At 62.0% G+C, this 17600-nt stretch carries 16 protein-coding genes and 1 tRNA gene; 14 read left to right on the top strand and 3 right to left on the bottom strand.

The genetic code is table 11. The features are described 5' to 3' along the window. Positions 1-28: 28 nt before the first annotated feature. From ASE60_RS06765 to ASE60_RS06705, 13 genes are all read left to right on the top strand, one after another. Entirely contained in the window at positions 29-745 is a 717-nt protein-coding gene (locus ASE60_RS06765) for a FadR/GntR family transcriptional regulator (RefSeq protein ID WP_057248985.1), read from the top strand. Beyond that, complete coding sequence (locus ASE60_RS06760; RefSeq protein WP_057248984.1) at positions 742-1914, top strand: PLP-dependent transferase; 1173 nt, start codon at positions 742-744, stop codon at positions 1912-1914. The genes ASE60_RS06765 and ASE60_RS06760 overlap by 4 nt, the downstream gene beginning before the upstream one ends. A gap of 83 nt (positions 1915-1997) precedes the next feature. Continuing rightward, on the top strand, positions 1998-3260 hold the full coding sequence (locus ASE60_RS06755) for a sugar ABC transporter substrate-binding protein (protein WP_057248983.1): 1263 nt from the start codon (positions 1998-2000) through the stop codon (positions 3258-3260). 149 nt (positions 3261-3409) lie between these two features. Further along, the gene (locus tag ASE60_RS06750) at positions 3410-4345 is read left to right on the top strand and encodes a sugar ABC transporter permease (protein ID WP_057248982.1); all 936 of its coding nucleotides are present in this window, start codon (positions 3410-3412) and stop codon (positions 4343-4345) included. 5 nt (positions 4346-4350) lie between these two features. After that, positions 4351-5184, top strand: a complete 834-nt coding sequence (locus tag ASE60_RS06745) for a carbohydrate ABC transporter permease (RefSeq protein WP_057248981.1) — start codon at positions 4351-4353, stop codon at positions 5182-5184. A gap of 11 nt (positions 5185-5195) precedes the next feature. Continuing rightward, positions 5196-6263, top strand: coding sequence for a sn-glycerol-3-phosphate ABC transporter ATP-binding protein UgpC (gene ugpC / locus ASE60_RS06740; protein ID WP_057248980.1), 1068 nt, complete (start codon positions 5196-5198; stop codon positions 6261-6263). Between the two features lie 204 nt (positions 6264-6467). Beyond that, positions 6468-6854, top strand: coding sequence for a cytochrome c family protein (locus ASE60_RS06735; RefSeq protein WP_057248979.1), 387 nt, complete (start codon positions 6468-6470; stop codon positions 6852-6854). A gap of 241 nt (positions 6855-7095) precedes the next feature. Beyond that, positions 7096-7938, top strand: coding sequence for a cytochrome c oxidase subunit II (locus ASE60_RS06730; protein ID WP_057248978.1), 843 nt, complete (start codon positions 7096-7098; stop codon positions 7936-7938). Between the two features lie 156 nt (positions 7939-8094). Then, on the top strand, positions 8095-9870 hold the full coding sequence (gene ctaD / locus ASE60_RS06725; protein ID WP_057248977.1) for a cytochrome c oxidase subunit I: 1776 nt from the start codon (positions 8095-8097) through the stop codon (positions 9868-9870). After that, positions 9867-10571, top strand: a complete 705-nt coding sequence (locus ASE60_RS06720) for a cytochrome c oxidase subunit 3 (RefSeq protein WP_057248976.1) — start codon at positions 9867-9869, stop codon at positions 10569-10571. The genes ctaD and ASE60_RS06720 overlap by 4 nt, the downstream gene beginning before the upstream one ends. 11 nt (positions 10572-10582) lie before the next feature. Next, positions 10583-11305, top strand: a complete 723-nt coding sequence (locus tag ASE60_RS06715; protein ID WP_057248975.1) for a heme-copper oxidase subunit III family protein — start codon at positions 10583-10585, stop codon at positions 11303-11305. A 9-nt stretch (positions 11306-11314) separates the two neighbouring features. Beyond that, positions 11315-11692: a cytochrome C oxidase subunit IV family protein gene (locus ASE60_RS06710; protein ID WP_057248974.1), complete on the top strand. Its 378-nt coding sequence runs from the start codon at positions 11315-11317 to the stop codon at positions 11690-11692. Between the two features lie 319 nt (positions 11693-12011). Continuing rightward, positions 12012-14573, top strand: coding sequence for an FAD-dependent oxidoreductase (locus ASE60_RS06705; protein ID WP_057248973.1), 2562 nt, complete (start codon positions 12012-12014; stop codon positions 14571-14573). 83 nt (positions 14574-14656) lie between these two features. On the opposite strand, the gene ASE60_RS06700 is transcribed toward ASE60_RS06705, so the two are convergent. Next, entirely contained in the window at positions 14657-15586 is a 930-nt protein-coding gene (locus ASE60_RS06700; protein ID WP_057248972.1) for an aldo/keto reductase, read from the bottom strand. Positions 15587-15839: 253 nt separating this feature from the next. After that, positions 15840-16628, bottom strand: a complete 789-nt coding sequence (locus ASE60_RS06695) for an SDR family oxidoreductase (RefSeq protein ID WP_057248971.1) — start codon at positions 16626-16628, stop codon at positions 15840-15842. Positions 16629-16724: 96 nt separating this feature from the next. Here ASE60_RS06695 and ASE60_RS06690 point away from each other — a divergent pair, with 96 nt between their 5' ends. Beyond that, the gene (locus tag ASE60_RS06690; RefSeq protein ID WP_057248970.1) at positions 16725-17300 is read left to right on the top strand and encodes a TetR/AcrR family transcriptional regulator; all 576 of its coding nucleotides are present in this window, start codon (positions 16725-16727) and stop codon (positions 17298-17300) included. Positions 17301-17395: 95 nt separating this feature from the next. Here ASE60_RS06690 and ASE60_RS06685 read toward each other — a convergent pair. Then, positions 17396-17472: transfer RNA gene (locus tag ASE60_RS06685), tRNA-Met, on the bottom strand. Positions 17473-17600: the final 128 nt, after the last annotated feature.

Here is a 17600-nt window from a genome sequence, read left to right as displayed (position 1 = left end):
ACCAATTTGGCGCCGAGGGGGAGGCTGAATGACTGAACAAGCCAGAGCCGCGCTTCTGCCATTGCCGCCCGCCGACCGGGCCCAGCAGGTCATTGCCGCGTTGGCTGACTACATCGAACAATCGGGGCTTAGACCCGGCGAACGCCTGCCAGCTGAACGCGAACTGATGACGGCGCTTGCCGTCGGTCGGTCGACTATTCGCGAAGTCATCCGCCACTTTCAGGCGCTCGGCGTCGTCGAGGCGCGCAAGGGCAGCGGCACCTATCTCTTGCGCATGATCACGGGCGCCACCGTCCATATGCCGCTCACCCTCGACGCTGCGCATCTGCGCGACGTGCTTTTGATGACGCTCGAGGTCCGCCGCGGCATCGAGGTTGAGGCCAATATGGTCGCGGCCCGCCGGCGCACCGACGAAGACCTTGATATCATCGAAGTGAAGCTCAACGAGATGGAGCGGGTGCATATCGCCAAGGGCACGTCAGGTCCGGAAGACCTTGCCTTCCATCTGGCGATCTACGATGCCACCCACAATCCGCTCTTCCGCCAGCTCCTCGAACAGATGCGCGAAGCCTTCGAGCGCTTCTGGGAGGAGCCGTTCGATCGGTCGGACTTCGCCCGCCGCTCCTTCCCGTTCCACCGTACCCTGTTCAACGCGATCGCAGCCCAGGATCCTGACACCGCGCGCGAAGAAACGCTGAAAATCCTCGCGATCGTCGAGGAAGACATCAAGGAAATGTCCAAATGACCAACGGCCTCGATCCGTTCGACCACGCCTCGCTGACCGTCGCGCATGACGAAGGCCACGCCTTCGATGCCGTCGTGCCGCCGATCGTTCAGACCTCGCTTTTCACCTTCAAGGATTATGACGACATGGTCGCGTCCTACCGGGGCGAGCGTGTGCGACCGATCTATACCCGCGGTCTCAACCCGACCGTGCGCATGTTCGAGGAGATGCTGGCGAAGCTCGAAGGCGGCGAAGACGCGATCGGTTTTGCCAGCGGCATGTCGGCGATCTCCTCGACCGTGCTGTCCTTCGTCGAGCCGGGCGACCGCATCGTCGCCGTCAATCATGTCTATCCCGACGCCTTCCGCCTGTTTGGCACGCATCTGAAGCGCATGAAGATCGAGGTGACCTATGTCGACGGTCGCGACGAGGAAGCAGTCGCCAAGGCCCTTCCCGGCGCCAAGCTCTTCTACATGGAAAGCCCGACAAGCTGGGTGATGGACACCCACGACGTCGCCTCCCTCGCCCGCCTTGCCAAGGACCAGGGCATCATCACCGCCATCGACAACAGCTGGGCAAGCCCGATCTTCCAGCAGCCGATTTCGCTCGGCGTCGATCTCGTCATCCATTCGGCGTCCAAATATCTCGGCGGCCATTCGGACGTCGTCGCCGGCGTCGTGACCGGCTCGAAGGAACTGATCGGCCGCATCCGCTCGGAATCCTACCCTTATCTCGGCGGCAAGCTCTCGCCCTTCGATGCCTGGCTCCTGATCCGCGGCTTACGCACCCTGCCGATCCGCATGAAGTCGCATGAGCGCTCGGCGCTTGAAGTCGCGCGGCGGCTGCAGGCCCATCCGCTGGTCGAGACCGTCTGCCACCCCGGCCTCGGCAACACGCTGCCGCCGGGCCTTTCGGGCACATCCGGCCTGTTCTCCTTCATCTTCCGCGAGGGCGTCGATGTCAGGCGCTTTGCGGATCATCTCGAACTCTTCAAGCTCGGCGTTTCCTGGGGCGGACATGAAAGCCTCATCGTGCCGGGCGAAGTCGTGCTGTCGCAGAAAGCCCAGCCCAATTCCGCGGCCGCCTTCGGCATCTCGCCGCGGTCGGTACGGCTCCATGTCGGCCTGGAGGGAACGGAGGCCCTCTGGAGCGATCTTGAAGCGGCGCTCGCCGTCGCTTCGACTGGCTGACAGGAGCGGCTGCAGGCGGTTTTCCGCCGGCATCCCGCTATCCCCACTTTGAACCAAACCAACGAAGAAAAGAGGGAACAAGAATGAAGAAACTGATCACTGCCACGCTTCTCGCCAGCCTGATGGCCGGAAGCGCACTCGCCGATACCAAGCTGAAACTGGTCGAGGTCATCACCAGCCCCGAGCGCACCGAGACGCTGAAATCGATCGTTGCCAAGTTCGAAGCCGCCAACCCCGGCACCACGGTCGAGATCATCTCGCTGCCCTGGGGCGAAGCATTCCAAAAGTTCGCGACCATGGTTTCGGCCGGCGAACTGCCTGACGTGATGGAAATGCCCGACACCTGGCTGTCGCTCTATGCCAACAACGGCATGCTCGAAAGCCTGGAGCCCTACCTCGCCAAGTGGGAACACACGGGCGGCCTGACCGAACGCGCGCTCGAACTCGGCCGCGACGTCAACGACACCGCCTACATGCTGCCCTACGGCTTCTATCTGCGGGCGATGTTCTACAACAAGAAGCTGCTCTCGGAAGCCGGCGTCAGCGAACCGCCGAAGACCATGGACGATTTCGTCAAGGCATCGGAAGCCGTATCCAAGCTTCCGGGCAAATCCGGCTACTGCCTGCGCGGGGGACCGGGTGGTCTCAACGGCTGGGTGATGTTCGGCGCCACCATGGCCGGCAGCAACAAATTCTTCAATGAGGATGGCACCTCGACCATGAACAGCGAAGGCTGGGTCAAGGGCCTGACCTGGGTGATCGACCTCTACAAGAAGGGGCTGGCGCCGAAGGACAGCGTCAACTGGGGCTTTAACGAAATCGTCGCCGGTTTCTACAGCGGCACCTGCGCCTTCCTCGACCAGGATCCGGATGCGCTGATCGCCATTGCCGAGCGCATGAAGTCGGAAGATTTCGGCGTCACCACCATGCCGAAGGGTCCGAGCGGCAAGGCGTTTACCACCATCGGCTTTGCCGGCTGGTCGATGCTGTCGGCAAGTCAGAACAAGGATCTCTCCTGGAAGCTGATCGAGACGCTCGAGGGGCCGGAAGGCAACATCGAGTGGAACAAGCGCACGGGCGCGCTGCCGGTGCACAAGTCGGCCGAGAAGGATCCCTTCTATGCGAGCGCGCAGTTCAAGGGCTGGTTCGACGAGCTTGCCGACAAGGACGTCGTATTGACGGTGATGCCGACCTACCTCGAGGAATTCGCCTTCTTCAAGGATTCGCTCGCCATCAAGACGACTCAGGAAGCCCTGCTCGGCGACATCACGCCGGAAGAGCTCGCCAACCAGTGGGCCGACTACCTGACCAAGGCGCAGCAGAAGTTCCTCGCCAGCAAGAAGTAAGCCTTCGGCCGGCGGCGGTTCGCCGCCGCCGGCCCTCGTGACCTTGAGCGGAATGACGTGGGCGCGGTCTCCGCCTGCATCCCGCTCCGACTGAACGAAAACGAGGCACGTCGAAAAAACCGGCGGCCGCACAGGGGAAATTTCGATCGATGGACCATGTCGCCCGCCAAAGCGGCCTGCCGGCAGGCAGGACGCCGCTGAAGAAGCGCATCGCCGATGGCGCCGCGCCCTATCTCTATAGCGCGCCGGCGCTGATCCTGATCGTCACCGTCATGCTGGTGCCGCTGGTGCTTGGCGTTTCCTACGCCTTCCGCGACATCCAGCTCTTAAACCCGTTCTCCGGCGCCTACATCGGCCTCGATCATTTCCGCGCGCTTGCCGAGGACCAGGCCTTCTATCGGGCGCTGCGCAATACGCTGTGGTGGACCGGCGCGTCGGTGTTCTTCCAGTTCGTCTTCGGCCTGATCCTGGCGCTGCTGCTCGACAAGCCATTCTATGGCCGCGGTCTCGCTCAGGCCCTCGTCTTCCTGCCCTGGGCAGTGCCGAGCTTCCTTGCCGGCCTCAACTGGGCCTGGCTTTTCAATCCGGTCGTTGGTCCCTTGCCGCATTGGCTCTACGCGCTCGGCATCATGAGTGAGCCGAACAACATCCTCTCGGACCCGCAGCTTGCCATGTGGGGGCCGATCATCGCCAATGTCTGGTGGGGCATTCCCTTCTTCGCGATCACCCTGCTTGCCGCCCTGCAGGCGATCCCGCGCGATCTCTATGAGGCCGCCAGCATCGACGGCGCCGGCCCGGTCCAGCGTTTTCTCTCGATCACGCTGCCCTTCCTGGCGCCGACGATTGCCATCACCATCCTCTTGCGCACCGTCTGGATCTCGAACTTCGCCGACCTGATCATCGTCATGACCAATGGCGGACCGGCCGACCGCACCCAGATCGTCGCCAGCTATATCTTCACCCAGGCCTTCAAGCGGCTGGATTTCGGCTACGCCTCGGCGATCGCACTGGTGCTTCTGGCACTGCTGCTCGCCTATTCGATGCTGATCGTCATCCTGCGGCAGTGGCTGTTGAGCAAGGATTGAGACCGATGCGCGCCAAACCGCTTTTCCTCATGATCGCGCACCGATCGGCAATCCTTGCCTACATCGCCTTCGCGCTCTTCCCGCTCTATTGGCTGCTGAAGGTTGCAGTCACGCCCAACGACCTGCTCTACTCGGAAGGCATTCGAATGTGGCCGTCGCGCGCCAGCCTCGAACATTTCGATTTCGTGCTGCGCCACAGCGCCTTTCCGGTGTTCTTCAAGAACAGCCTGATCGTATCCGGCTCCACCGCCGTTATCGTCACCATCCTCGCCTCGCTCTCGGGTTATGCGCTGTCGCGCTTCAACTTCCGCGGCAAGTACTGGCTGGTGGCGCTGATGCTTTTGACGCAGATGTTCCCGCTGGTCATGCTGGTGGCGCCGATCTTCAAGATCCTGTCGCCGCTTGGCCTCACCAACAGCCTGACCGGGCTCGTCATCGTCTACACCGCCTTCAACGTGCCGTTTGCCACCTTCCTGATGCAGTCCTTCTTCGACGGCATTCCGAAGGACCTGGAAGAGGCGGCGATGATCGACGGCGCCACCCAATTCGTCGCCTTCCGCCAGATCATCCTGCCGCTGACGCTGCCCGGCATTGCCGCAACCCTCGGCTTCGTCTTCACCGCCGCCTGGAGCGAACTTCTGTTCTCGCTGATGCTGATCTCCGGTAACGACCAGGCGACGTTCCCCGTCGGATTGTTGTCCTTCGTGTCGAAGTTCTCCGTCGACTTCGGGCAGATGATGGCGGCCGGCGTGCTCGCACTCATCCCCGCCTGCCTCTTCTTCCTGCTCATTCAACGTTATCTCGTCCAGGGCCTCACGGCCGGCGCGGTCAAAGGCTGAGGATTGCTCTCATGGCTTCCATCGATATCGCCAACATCCAGAAATCCTACGGCATCCACCCGGTCCTGCATGATGTCGACCTGAAGATAGGCGACGGCGAATTCGTGGTGCTCGTCGGCCCATCCGGCTGCGGCAAGTCTACGCTTCTGCGCATGATCGCCGGGCTTGAAAGCGTCACCTCGGGCGAGATCCGCATCGCCGGAAAACGCGTCAACGAACTGGCGCCGAAGGACCGCGACATCGCCATGGTGTTCCAGTCCTATGCGCTCTATCCGCATATGTCCGTCGCCAAGAACATGAGCTATAGCCTCAGGCTCCGGAAGACGGCCAAGGAGAAGATCGCGAGCATCGTTTCAGGGGCCGCCGCCAAGCTCGGCCTAGATCCGCTGCTCGAACGCCGGCCGCGCGCACTCTCCGGCGGCCAACGCCAGCGCGTCGCCATGGGCCGCGCCATCGTGCGCGAACCCAAGGCGTTTCTCTTCGATGAGCCGCTGTCGAACCTCGACGCCCGCCTGCGCGAGCAGATGCGCGCCGAGATCAAGAAGCTGCACAAGGACCTCGGCGCGACCTCGATCTACGTGACCCACGACCAGATCGAGGCGATGACGCTTGCCGACCGCATCGTCGCCATGAACGGCGGCTTCGTCCAGCAGGTCGGCAGCCCGCTCGATCTCTACGACCGTCCCGCAAACCTCTTCGTCGCCGGCTTCATCGGCTCGCCCGGCATGAACTTCTTCGAGGGCACCTACCTGAACGGCACCGCCCCGCGCTTCGAGACGGAAGGCGGCGTTGTCATCCCGGCACAACCGCATCCGGCGCTCGCCGACGGCGCCCGCGCCACCCTCGGCATTCGCCCGGAACATGTGGAGATCGGCGTCGAAGGACCGGATGTGCTGAGCGCCAATGTCGACCTGGTCGAGCCGACCGGCTTCGGCATCATCCTGCATCTCTCCTTCGGCCGCGCCGGCTTCAAGGCCTTCACCAACGACCGCCGGTTCCTCACCGCTTCGGGTTCGCTTGCCGTACGACTGCCGGTCGACAGGCTGCATTTCTTCGACGCCGCCGGCAATCGGGTCTGATCGCGCGCACCGTCCCTGGTGAAAATTTAGGCGCAACCGGCGACCTGCCGGCTGCGCCGGTTGACTTCCACAAGGCGAGGCGTACGGTCGTCCTGTCGCAAGTATCAACCGCCGTGGCGCCAACTTAAGAGAAGCAAGCACCGCCAAAACGACAGATTGACGATAGCCTTCCTTGCCTGCGCCCGGCGATTTTGAGGAAGTGTCATGCGAATTCTTGTTGTTGCCCTTGCCTTTTCGACAACGATGCTCTGTCCGTTCGCAACCCTCGCGCAAGAGGGCGATGCCGCAGCCGGAGCCACCGTCTTCAAGAAATGCGCTGTCTGTCATGTTGCCGACAGCGATACCAACAAGGTTGGACCATCACTCAACCATCTGTTCGGGCGAACGGCCGGCACCCACGCCGACTTCAGCTACTCGCCGGCGATGATCGATGCCGGCAAGGGTGGGCTCGTCTGGGACGAGGCGCATCTGCGCGACTATCTGCACAATCCAAGGACCAAGGTGAAAGGCACGAAAATGGCCTTTGCCGGGCTGAAGGACGACACGGATATCTCCAACCTCATTGCCTACCTCAAGCAGTATTCGCAGTAGGCTGAAAAGACTAAAGGCAACCGCCGTCCGCACGGAGACGGCGAATTGCGACTATTCAACGTTCGTGCAATAATTGCAGGTACAGCGCCGCGCGTCTTATCAGACGCGCAAAGGTCGCTGTAGAACTTTGAATTCCTGCATGTTTTTGTCCTTTGATCGGAGACGATTAAAGGAAACATGCAGCAGGCTCTACGGATTGCGTATTCATGCCCACAGCCGCCAGCGGCAAGGAGGGACAGAAATGGCCGTGGTAGTTATTCTGGTTTTGTTGGCCGTTGGGTCGGTGTTGTTCCATCTGTTGAGCCCGTGGTGGTGGACGCCGATCGCGTCCAACTGGAATTACATAGACAATACGCTCATCATCACCTTCTGGATTACCGGCGTCGTCTTCGTCGCCGTGGTGCTTTTCATGGCCTATTGCGTCCTGCGTTTTCGGCATCGCCCGGGAAACCGGGCTGCCTATGAACCGGAAAACCGCAAGCTCGAAGGGTGGCTAGCCGGCGGCACCACGCTCGGGGTCGCCGCCATGCTGACCCCCGGCCTTTTCGTCTGGCACCAGTTCGTGACCGTGCCGGATGGCGCAACGGAGGTCGAGGTCGTCGGCCAGCAGTGGTTGTGGAGCTTCCGGCTCCCAGGCGCGGACGGCAAGCTCGGCACCTCCGAGACCCGCGACATCACCCCGGAAAATTCGCTCGGCCTCAACCGCAATGACGCAGCGGCGCTTGACGATTACGTCATCGAAGGCGGCGAGCTGCATCTGGAAGTCGGCAAGCCGGTCAAGATGCTCCTGCGCTCGGTCGACGTGCTGCACGATTTCTACGTGCCGGAGTTTCGCGCCAAGATGGACATGGTGCCGGGCATGGTCACCTACTTCTGGCTGACGCCGACACGCACCGGCACCTTCGAGGTCTTGTGCGCCGAACTCTGCGGCGTCGGTCACCCACAGATGCGCGGCACCGTCGTCGTCGACAGTGCCGCCGACTACCAGGCTTGGCTTTCGCAGCAGCAGACCTTCTCGCAGCTGCAGGCAAAGGCAGGGACGAAGGAAACGGCGCAGGCAGGAAATGCCGCCCCGGCGCAGTAAGAAGCGCCCCGACGGCCAAAGCGGGATGAGGAAAAGTGCTTGCGGTTTTCCGCTCGCATCCCGCTCGTGAGCGAAAGCAATTCCAGCGTTGGTGTCCGGAATTGCGTGGTTCAAAGCGTTGGATCGAAATGATCCGGTGTTGGGAGGTTCTCGCAGATGGTCGACATCCGGCATAGCACGGGCGAACCGATAGGCGCCGCGGAAGTGGAGGACGTCGAGCTTTATCATCCCCATAGCTGGTGGACGCGCTACGTCTTCAGCCAGGATGCCAAGATCATCGCCGTGCAATATGCCTCGACCGCGATCGCCATCGGCATGGTCGCCCTGGTGCTCTCTTGGCTGATGCGGCTGCAGCTCGGCTTTCCCGGCGCCTTCGCCTTCATCGACGCCGAGCGCTACTACCAGTTCATCACCATGCACGGCATGATCATGGTGATCTACCTGCTGACAGCTCTCTTCCTTGGTGGCTTTGGCAACTACCTGATCCCGCTGATGCTTGGCGCGCGCGATATGGTCTTCCCCTATGCCAACATGCTGAGCTACTGGCTTTACCTGCTCGCTGTGCTCGTGCTCGTCGCCAGCTTCTTCGCCCCCGGGGGCCCGACCGGCGCCGGCTGGACGCTCTACCCACCCCAGGCGGTTCTCTCTGGCACGCCCGGCGGCAAGGACTGGGGCATCATCCTGATGCTCTCCTCGCTCATCCTCTTCATCATCGGCTTCACCATGGGCGGCCTCAACTATGTCGTCACCGTGCTGCAGGGCCGCACCCGCGGCATGACGCTGATGCGCATGCCGCTCACCGTCTGGGGCATCTTCACCGCGACGGTCATGGCGCTGCTTGCCTTCCCCGCCCTCTTCGTCGCCTGCGTCATGATGCTGTTCGACCGGGTGCTCGGCACCAGCTTCTTCATGCCGGCGATCGTCGAGATGGGCGAGCAGCTGCAGCACGGCGGCGGCAGCCCGATCCTGTTCCAGCACCTCTTCTGGTTCTTCGGCCACCCGGAGGTCTATATCGTCGCGCTGCCGGCCTTCGGCATCGTGTCGGATCTCATCAGTACCCATGCCCGCAAGAACATCTTCGGCTACCGCATGATGGTCTGGGCGATCGTCATCATCGGCGCGCTTTCCTTCATCGTCTGGGCGCACCACATGTATGTCAGCGGCATGAACCCCTATTTCGGTTTCTTCTTCGCGACGACCACGCTGATCATCGCCGTGCCGACGGCGATCAAGGTCTACAACTGGGTGCTGACGCTCTGGCGCGGCGATATCCACCTGACGCTGCCAATGCTGTTTGCGCTCGCCTTCATCGTCACCTTCGTCAATGGCGGGCTGACCGGCCTCTTCCTCGGCAACGTCGTCGTCGACGTGCCGCTCTCCGACACGATGTTCGTCGTTGCGCATTTCCATATGGTCATGGGCGTGGCGCCGATCCTCGTCATCTTCGGCGCGATCTATCACTGGTATCCGAAGATCACCGGCCGCATGCTCAACGAGGTGATGGGCCAGATCCATTTCTGGGTGACCTTCGTCGGTGCCTATCTGATTTTCTTCCCGATGCACTATCTCGGCCTCATCGGCATGCCGCGGCGCTATTATGAAATGGGCGAAACCGCCTTCGTCCCGGCCTCTGCCCATACGCTCAACGAGTTCATCACCATCATGGCGCTGGTCGTCGGCGCCGCTCAGCTCCTCTTCCTCTTCAATCTCATCTGGAGCATTCGCCATGGTCGTGAGGCCGGTGGCAATCCCTGGCGGGCGACGACGCTCGAATGGCAGACACCGGAGACGCCGCCACGCCACGGCAACTGGAAGGAACTGCCGGTCGTCTACCGCTGGCCCTATGACTACAGCGTGCCGGGAGCGGCCGAGGATTTCATTCCGCAGAACCAGCCGGGCTCCGCAGGTCATGCGCCGGAGGGTGCCTCATGAACGTCACCTTGATCCTGCTGGCCGTGATTCTCACGATCGCCGGCTGGTGGCTCAGCCGGCAGCGGCTCTTCTCAAAACCCTGGCTGGAGGTCGGTCACGCGTTTGACCCGCGTCCAGATGGTCGTCCTTCGATCCCACCCGCAAAAATCGGCCTCGGCGTCTTCCTCGCCGTCGTCGCCGCGCTCTTCTCGCTTTTCATCAGCGCCTATTTCATGCGCATGGCATCGACCGACTGGTGGTCGACGCCAATGCCGAAAGTCCTCTGGCTGAACACCGCCATCCTCGGGCTCGGCAGCCTGCTTCTGCATGCGGCGCGCGTCACCGCGGAGCGCCATCGTGACGAGGCAAGCCGCACGGCCCTGATCGCTGCGCTTGCCGCGGGGCTCGCCTTCCTCGCGGGCCAGGTCTTCGCCTGGCGCGAACTGACCGATGCCGGCTTTCTCATCGCCGACAACCCGGCCAACAGCTTCTTCTACATGATATCAGGCATGCATGGCCTGCACATCCTCGGCGGCCTCTTCGCGCTCACCCGAGTGATCGTGAGAACGCGCGCCGGCCCGATGGACGAGAGGGCCGTGCTGTCGATCACGCTCTGCGCCACCTACTGGCATTTCATGCTGGCCGTTTGGCTGGTGCTTTTCGCGCTCTTTTCCGGCTGGGCCAACGACTTCGTCGAGCTCTGCCGGCAACTCTTGACCTAAGGAGCCAAGGCATGTCTGTCGAGACACATTCGCCTGTCCGAGAACCGCTCCACCGCCCGGCGGGACTTGCCGGTTTCGCCGCCGACTGGGCTTCGGATCAAAGGACGTTCAAGAACGTCTCCTGGGGCAAGGCGATGATGTGGATCTTCCTCCTCAGCGACACCTTCATCTTCGGTTGTTTCCTCATCGCCTACATGTCGGCGCGCATGTCGACGGCCGTTCCGTGGCCCAATCCGAGCGAGGTCTTCGCGCTGCACATCGGCGGTTCCGACGTGCCGCTGATCCTGATCGCCATCATGACCTTCGTGCTGATCACCTCGAGCGGCACAATGGCCATGGCCGTCAATTTCGGCTACCGCCAGGATCGAAGGAAAACCGCTTTGCTCATGGTGGTGACGGCGCTCTTCGGCGCCACCTTCGTTGGCATGCAGGCCTTCGAGTGGACCAAGCTGATCACCGAAGGCGTACGCCCCTGGGGCAACCCTTGGGGCGCTGCCCAATTCGGCTCGACCTTCTTCATGATTACCGGCTTCCACGGCACACACGTCACGATTGGCGTCATCTTCCTGCTGATCATCGCCCGCAAGGTCTGGCGCGGCGACTTCGACACCGGCAGGCGCGGCTTCTTCACGAGCCGCAAGGGGCAATACGAGATCGTCGAGATCACCGGCCTCTATTGGCACTTCGTCGACCTCGTCTGGGTCTTCATCTTCGCATTCTTCTATCTGTGGTGAGGCATGGCCATGACCGAAACGACGGCACACACCGACACGATACCGCAGGCAGGGTCGCGGGCACCGGCGCATGAACAACACCAGCAGCATCCGATCGGCCTCTACCTGGTCGTCTGGGTGCTGCTGTTCGTGCTCAGCACCTTCTCCTATCTCGTCGACTATGTCGGGCTGCAGGGCTATCTCAGGTGGTCGCTGATCCTGCTCTTCATGGTGCTGAAGGCCGGCCTCATCGTCGCGATCTTCATGCACATGGCCTGGGAGCGGCTGGCGCTGATCTACGCGATCCTGCTGCCACCGCTGCTGGTGCTGGTCTTCGTCGCTCTGATGGTCTCGGAATCGCACTACGTGCTCTTCACCCGCCTTGCCTTCTTCGGCGCGGCACCGTGATCGTGAAGCAGCAAGCCGCCCGCACGATGTCGCAGATCGCCTGCATCGTGGCGTCGCCGCAAAACCGACATTCGTGCCCCATGCGATGACGCATTCGAATGCGCCCGCGTCTTCTGTATGCTAAGAGAAATCGCTTCGATGCTCTTCGACGCTTTTTCTCACGAAATCAGTGGCATGACCGTCCCGCTAGCTCTCGTTCTACGATCCACAGATTGCTCGGCTCTGGTCGTGCAGTTTGATGATTATGTCGTAGACAGGCTCTAGTCGGCGCGTCTCACGCCCTAAAATCCGGCATCCAATCCAACTAGGGTCGCAATCAATGGCAGAGTTTCCGCAAAAGGCGAAAGTCGTAATCATCGGGCTGGGTGGCATCGTGGGTGCCTCGATCGCGCACCACCTGATCGAGCGCGGCTGGGACGATATCGTCGGCATCGACAAGTCAGGTGTGCCGACCGATATCGGCTCGACCGCCCACGCTTCGGACTTCTGCTACACGACCAGCCATGACTATCTCTCGGTCTGGACGACGCAGTATTCGATCGATTTCTTCGAGAAGATGGGCCACTACGCCCGCATCGGCGGCCTGGAAGTCGCGCGCACCGGCGACGATGTCTGGATGGAGGAGATCAAGCGCAAGCTTTCCTCTGCCAAGGCCTTCGGCACCCGCGCACACTATGTCTCGCCGGCTGAAATCAAGAAGATGTTCCCGCTGATCGAAGAGGATCAGGTCATGGGCGGCATGTTCGACCCGGATGCCGGCCTCGTCATCCCGCGCTCGCAGACGGTTGCCGGCAAGCTCGTCGATGCGGCGGAAAAGTCCGGCAAACTGCAGGTCTTCGGCAACACGCCGGCGAAGTCGCTGATTGTCGAGAACGGCCGCATCAAGGGTGTCGTCACCCATCGCGGCACGATCATTGCCGACCACGTCATCGTCTGCGCCGGCATCTGGGGCCGCTTGATCGCCGAAATGGTCGGCGAGGATCTACCGGTCATGCCGGTCGACCATCCGCTCACCTTCTTCGGCCCGTATAACGAGTTCGAAGGCACCGGCAAGGAAATCGGCTTCCCGCTTTTGCGCGACCAGGGCAACTCCGCCTATATGCGCGACACCGGCGACCCGAAGACCACCGAAGGCGGCCAGATCGAGTGGGGTTATTACGAGACCACCAATCCGCGCCTCTGCCATCCCCGGCACATTCTTGAAAAGCACGAGGCGCGCCTGTCGCCGTCACAGCGCGACCTCGAGATGGAGCAGATCATCGAGCCGCTCGAGCGCGCCATGGAGCTGACGCCGATCCTCGGCGAGCTTGGCTATAACGAGAGCCACTCCTTCAACGGCCTCCTGCAGGTCTCGGCCGCCGGCGGCCCCTCCTGCGGCGAGAGCCAGAAGGTGCGCGGCCTCTGGTACTGCGTCGCCATCTGGGTGAAGGACGGCCCCGGCTACGGCAAGCTGATCGCCGACTGGATGACTGACGGGCGCACCGAGATCGACCATGCCTCGATCGACTATTCCCGCTTCTACCCGCACCAGCTCGAGGAGGAGTTCATCGAGGGCCGCTGCTTCGAGGCGGCGCAGAAGATCTATTACCCCGCCGTGCACACGCGCGAACCCTATGCCAGCGGCCGCAACGTCAAGCGCTCGCCCTTCTACGAGCGCGAGAAGGAGCTCGGCGGCTACTTCATGGAACTCGGCGGCTGGGAGCGCGCGCACGGCTACGCCGCCAACGAACATCTTCTCGAAAAATACGGCGACCGCGTTCCGGTGCGCGAGAACGAGTGGGACAGCCGCCATTTCTGGCGCGTGTCCAACGCCGAACATCTGGCGATGAGCGAGGATTGCGGCATCGTCAACCTGTCGCACTTCCACATGGTCGACATCGAAGGTCCTGACCATGTCGAACTGCTCGAGTGGCTTTGCGCCGCCAAGATCGGTGGCGACGGCAACATCGGCAAGGGCATCTACACCCACTTCCTCGATGACGAGGGCATGGTGCGGGCCGACTTCACCGTCTTCCGCATGGCCGACCGCTGCCGTCTCGTGAACGGCGCCGATGCCGGACCGCGCGACTTCCAGTACATGCGCCGCGTCGCGGAAGACCGCGGCCTTGACGTCACCATCACCGACGTTTCGGAAAAATTCATCACCATCGGCATCTGGGGGCCCAATGCCCGCCAAACGCTGAAGAAGGTGGTTGCCGATCCGGCGGGCCTCGATCTCGAGAACTTCGCCTTCGCCGCCATCAAGCCGATCGAAATCGCCGGCAAAAAGGTCACCGCCTTCCGCATCTCCTATGTCGGCGAGCAGGGCTGGGAACTGCATATGAAGTACGAGGACGGCCTTGCCGTCTGGGACGCGCTACGCGCCACCGGCGTCATGGCCTTCGGCGTCGAAACCTATGCCAACTCGCGCCGCATGGAAAAGAGCCTGCGCCTGCAGAACGCCGATCTTCTCACCCAGTACAACCTGATCGAGGCCGACCTTGCCCGTCCGAAGGTCAAGGACGTCGACTTCCGCGGCAAGGCCAAGCACCTCGAATACAAGGCGCGCGAACACCAGCCCGCCATGCTCTGCACGCTCGTTCTGACGGAGAATACCGACAAGAATGGCGTGAAGCGCTACCCGGTCGGCACCCTGCCGGTGATGGATCCGGAAACCGGCAAGGTGCTGGTCGACGAACTCGGCCGCCGCTCCTACACCACCTCGATCGCCTTCGGGCCGACGATCGGCAAGAACATCGCGCTTGCCTATCTGCCCTGGTCCCATTGCCAGGTCGGCCGCAAGTTGAACGTCGAATACTTCGCCGAGACCTATCCGGTCGAAGTCGTCGGCATCGGCTACAAGCCGCTCTACGACCCCGAGAACCTGAAGCCGCGCACCTGATCGATCGGCACCAGAACCAAAAACGAAAAGGCCCGCTCACATCCGAGCGGGCCTTTTTACTGTCCGGCGCACCAAAATCGCCGTCAGGGCAGCACGTGCCCGGCCGCAGTAAAGAGGCGGTACCAGTCTTCGCGCGACAGCGTGGTATCCGCGCCGGGCGCGATGTCTGCCAGCCGTTCCGGGCTCGTCGTTCCAAGGACCACCTGGATGTTGGCCGGATGCCGGGCGATCCAGGCGTAGGCGATGGCCGACGGCGACACCGCATATTTGCCGGAGAGTTCGTCGAGCACCCGGTTGAGTTCGGGAAAATTGGTTTCGTCGCCGACGAAGACACCGCCGAAAAAGCCCTGCTGGAACGGTGACCAGGCCTGCAGCGTCATGCGGTTGATCCGCGAATAGACGACCACCTCGCCGTCGCGGTCGATCGACTGCTCGAGACCCGCCATGTTCGCGGCAATCCCAAACGCGACCGAGGGGGCGTGGGCAATGCTGAGCTGGATCTGATTGGCGACGAGCGGCTGGCGCACGGCCGTCTTCAGGAGATCGATCTGCCGCGGCGTATGGTTCGACACGCCGAAATGCCTGACCTTGCCGCCCGCCTGCAGTTTGTCGAAGGCATCGGCCACTTCCTCCGGCTCCACCAGGGCATCCGGGCGATGCAGCAGCAAAAGATCGAGATAGTCGGTCTTCAGTGCCGCAAGCGAGCGGTCGACGGACTGGAGGATATGGTCGCGGGAGAAATCGAAGTAGCCGCGCCGGATACCGCACTTGCTCTGGATAACGATCTGTTCACGCTCGGCAGGCTTCAGCCGCAACGCATCGCCGAACCGACGCTCGCAGGCATGCAGTTCGCCGCCATAAATGTCGGCGTGATCGAAGACGTTGATGCCGACGTCCCGCGCCTTGCCATAAAGCCGGGCAATGGCGTCATCACTGAGATCGGCGATCCGCATCAGGCCGAGAACGGCGGATGAAACGGAGAGATCGGTTGTTCCCAGGTTGAATTTTCTCATCGGATTATGCTCGCACCGTCAACATTGTTTCGAAGGAGGATTTCCGCCCGCAGGCGCAACTGGCTGCGGTAGCGAATCTTTGATCCTCAATCTCTACCAGCCCGAGGGCGCTTGGCAAACGCCCGAGCATTATCGACGATCGTGCGAAGCGGGTAGCGATGACGAGCAATGCGCCGGGTCGCCCGCCAGCGCTTTGCTGTCCTATTGTCGTGGGAGCCGACACGGTCGTCCGCTCCCACGGCCAGCGGTTTGATCAGGCAGCCGACCGATAACGCTCAGCCGGCTCGGATTGTGCGAAATTCGGCAGCATCGCCTGGCGCGCGGCGTCGAACGTATGCCACTGGCCGGCGTCCGGCAGCGGCGGGATCGTCACCAACTCGCGGCGATCAAAGCCGACTAGTGCCGCATCGACGAGATCGCCGGCCTCCATCACGCCCGCAAGCGTTTCGACATCGACGCCCGCATGATCCCAGATCTCGGTGCGCGTCGCAGCCGGCAGCACCGCCTGCACATAGACGCCCTTGGGCGCCAGCTCGACGTTCAGCCCCTGGGAAAGGAACAGCACGAAGGCCTTCGTCGCGCCATAGACAGTAGCACCCATCTCCGGCGCAAGGCCGACGACGGAAGCGATGTTGACGATCGCCCCCTCACCCCTCTCGGCAAAACGCGGCGCTACGGCATGGGCCAGCCTGGTGACGGCAGTAATATTGAGCGAGATGAGCTTCGAAATGTCCTCGCCCTTTTGCTGAAGGAAGCCGCGTGGGATCGATGTGCCGGCATTGTTGACCAGAACACCAATACGCTGATCCTCGCGCAGGCGCTGCTCGACCTTGGCCAGATCCTGCTCGTCCGTCAGGTCGGCGGGCACAACGTCGACATTCACGCCGGTTTCGCTCCGCAGCCGCTCGGCAAGCTCTGCCATGCGCACCGCATTGCGTGCGACCAGAATGAGATCGTGACCGCGGCGCGCAAATCGCTCCGCATAGACGGCGCCGATACCGGTGGAAGCACCGGTTACGAGGACTGCAGACTTCTTGCTCATCGGGTGTGCTCCTTTGATTTATTCATGATAGTCATCATGTATTTGGATATATGACGGCCATCATGTATAATGTCAATCGAAATTTAGGAGACGGTGATGCGCGTGAGCCGACAGCAGGTCGAAGACAACAAGCGAACCATTCTGGAGGCGGCTGGTCGGCTGTTCCGGGAGCGTGGTTTCGAGTCCGTCACAGTGACGGATGTGATGAAGTCGGCCGGGCTCACCCACGGCGGCTTCTACGGCTACTTCAAGTCCAAGGATGATCTGATTGCCCAGACCCTGGCCGGACTCCGGGGAGAAGCCGAGCCAAAGTCGACGGACTTGGCCGCCGTCGCACAGCGCTATCTTTCAGCGGAGCATCGAGACGATTTCGCACATGGCTGCCCGCTTGCCGCCCTGGCGTCGGAAGTGAGCCGGCAACCCCAGGGAGCACGCACGGAAATGACAGCGTTTCTCAAACGTCAGTTCGAGCGCCTGGGTAAAATAGCGCCGGGCCTGGACGAAAAGCAGAGGCGCCGTGCCGCGATCGGCAATTCGGCGAGCATGATCGGCGCGCTGATCCTGGCCAGGATGACCGACGATCCGGCCCTGTCGAACGAGATCCTCGAGGCGACGCGCGGCTGGCTTTCGGCGGGGGATGGCGAAGGGGCCAAGACCGCCGACGTCGCCTGATATTCGCTGTGTTTCGTGCCCTCGCCCGTTCTCTCCGGGTAGCGCAAGAACGTCAAAAAGCCCGCGGGATTTCTCCTGGCGGGCTTTTTTTGATTTGGTTGCGGGGGCAGGATTTGAACCTGCGGCCTTCAGGTTATGAGCCTGACGAGCTACCGGGCTGCTCCACCCCGCGCCATTTAGGTAAACCGCTAAGCGGTTTATCCGTCATCGCGGTAAATCCCTATGGGATTTATCCGCTCTTTCCGGGTTTTGCCGAAGGCAAAATCCCGTTTAATCCGGTCCGAGTTTTGCGAAGCAAAA

It is taken from the genome of Ensifer sp. Root278, assembly GCF_001429285.1.
GTDB lineage: Bacteria > Pseudomonadota > Alphaproteobacteria > Rhizobiales > Rhizobiaceae > Ensifer.
This window is presented reverse-complemented; position numbering and strand designations above follow the sequence as displayed.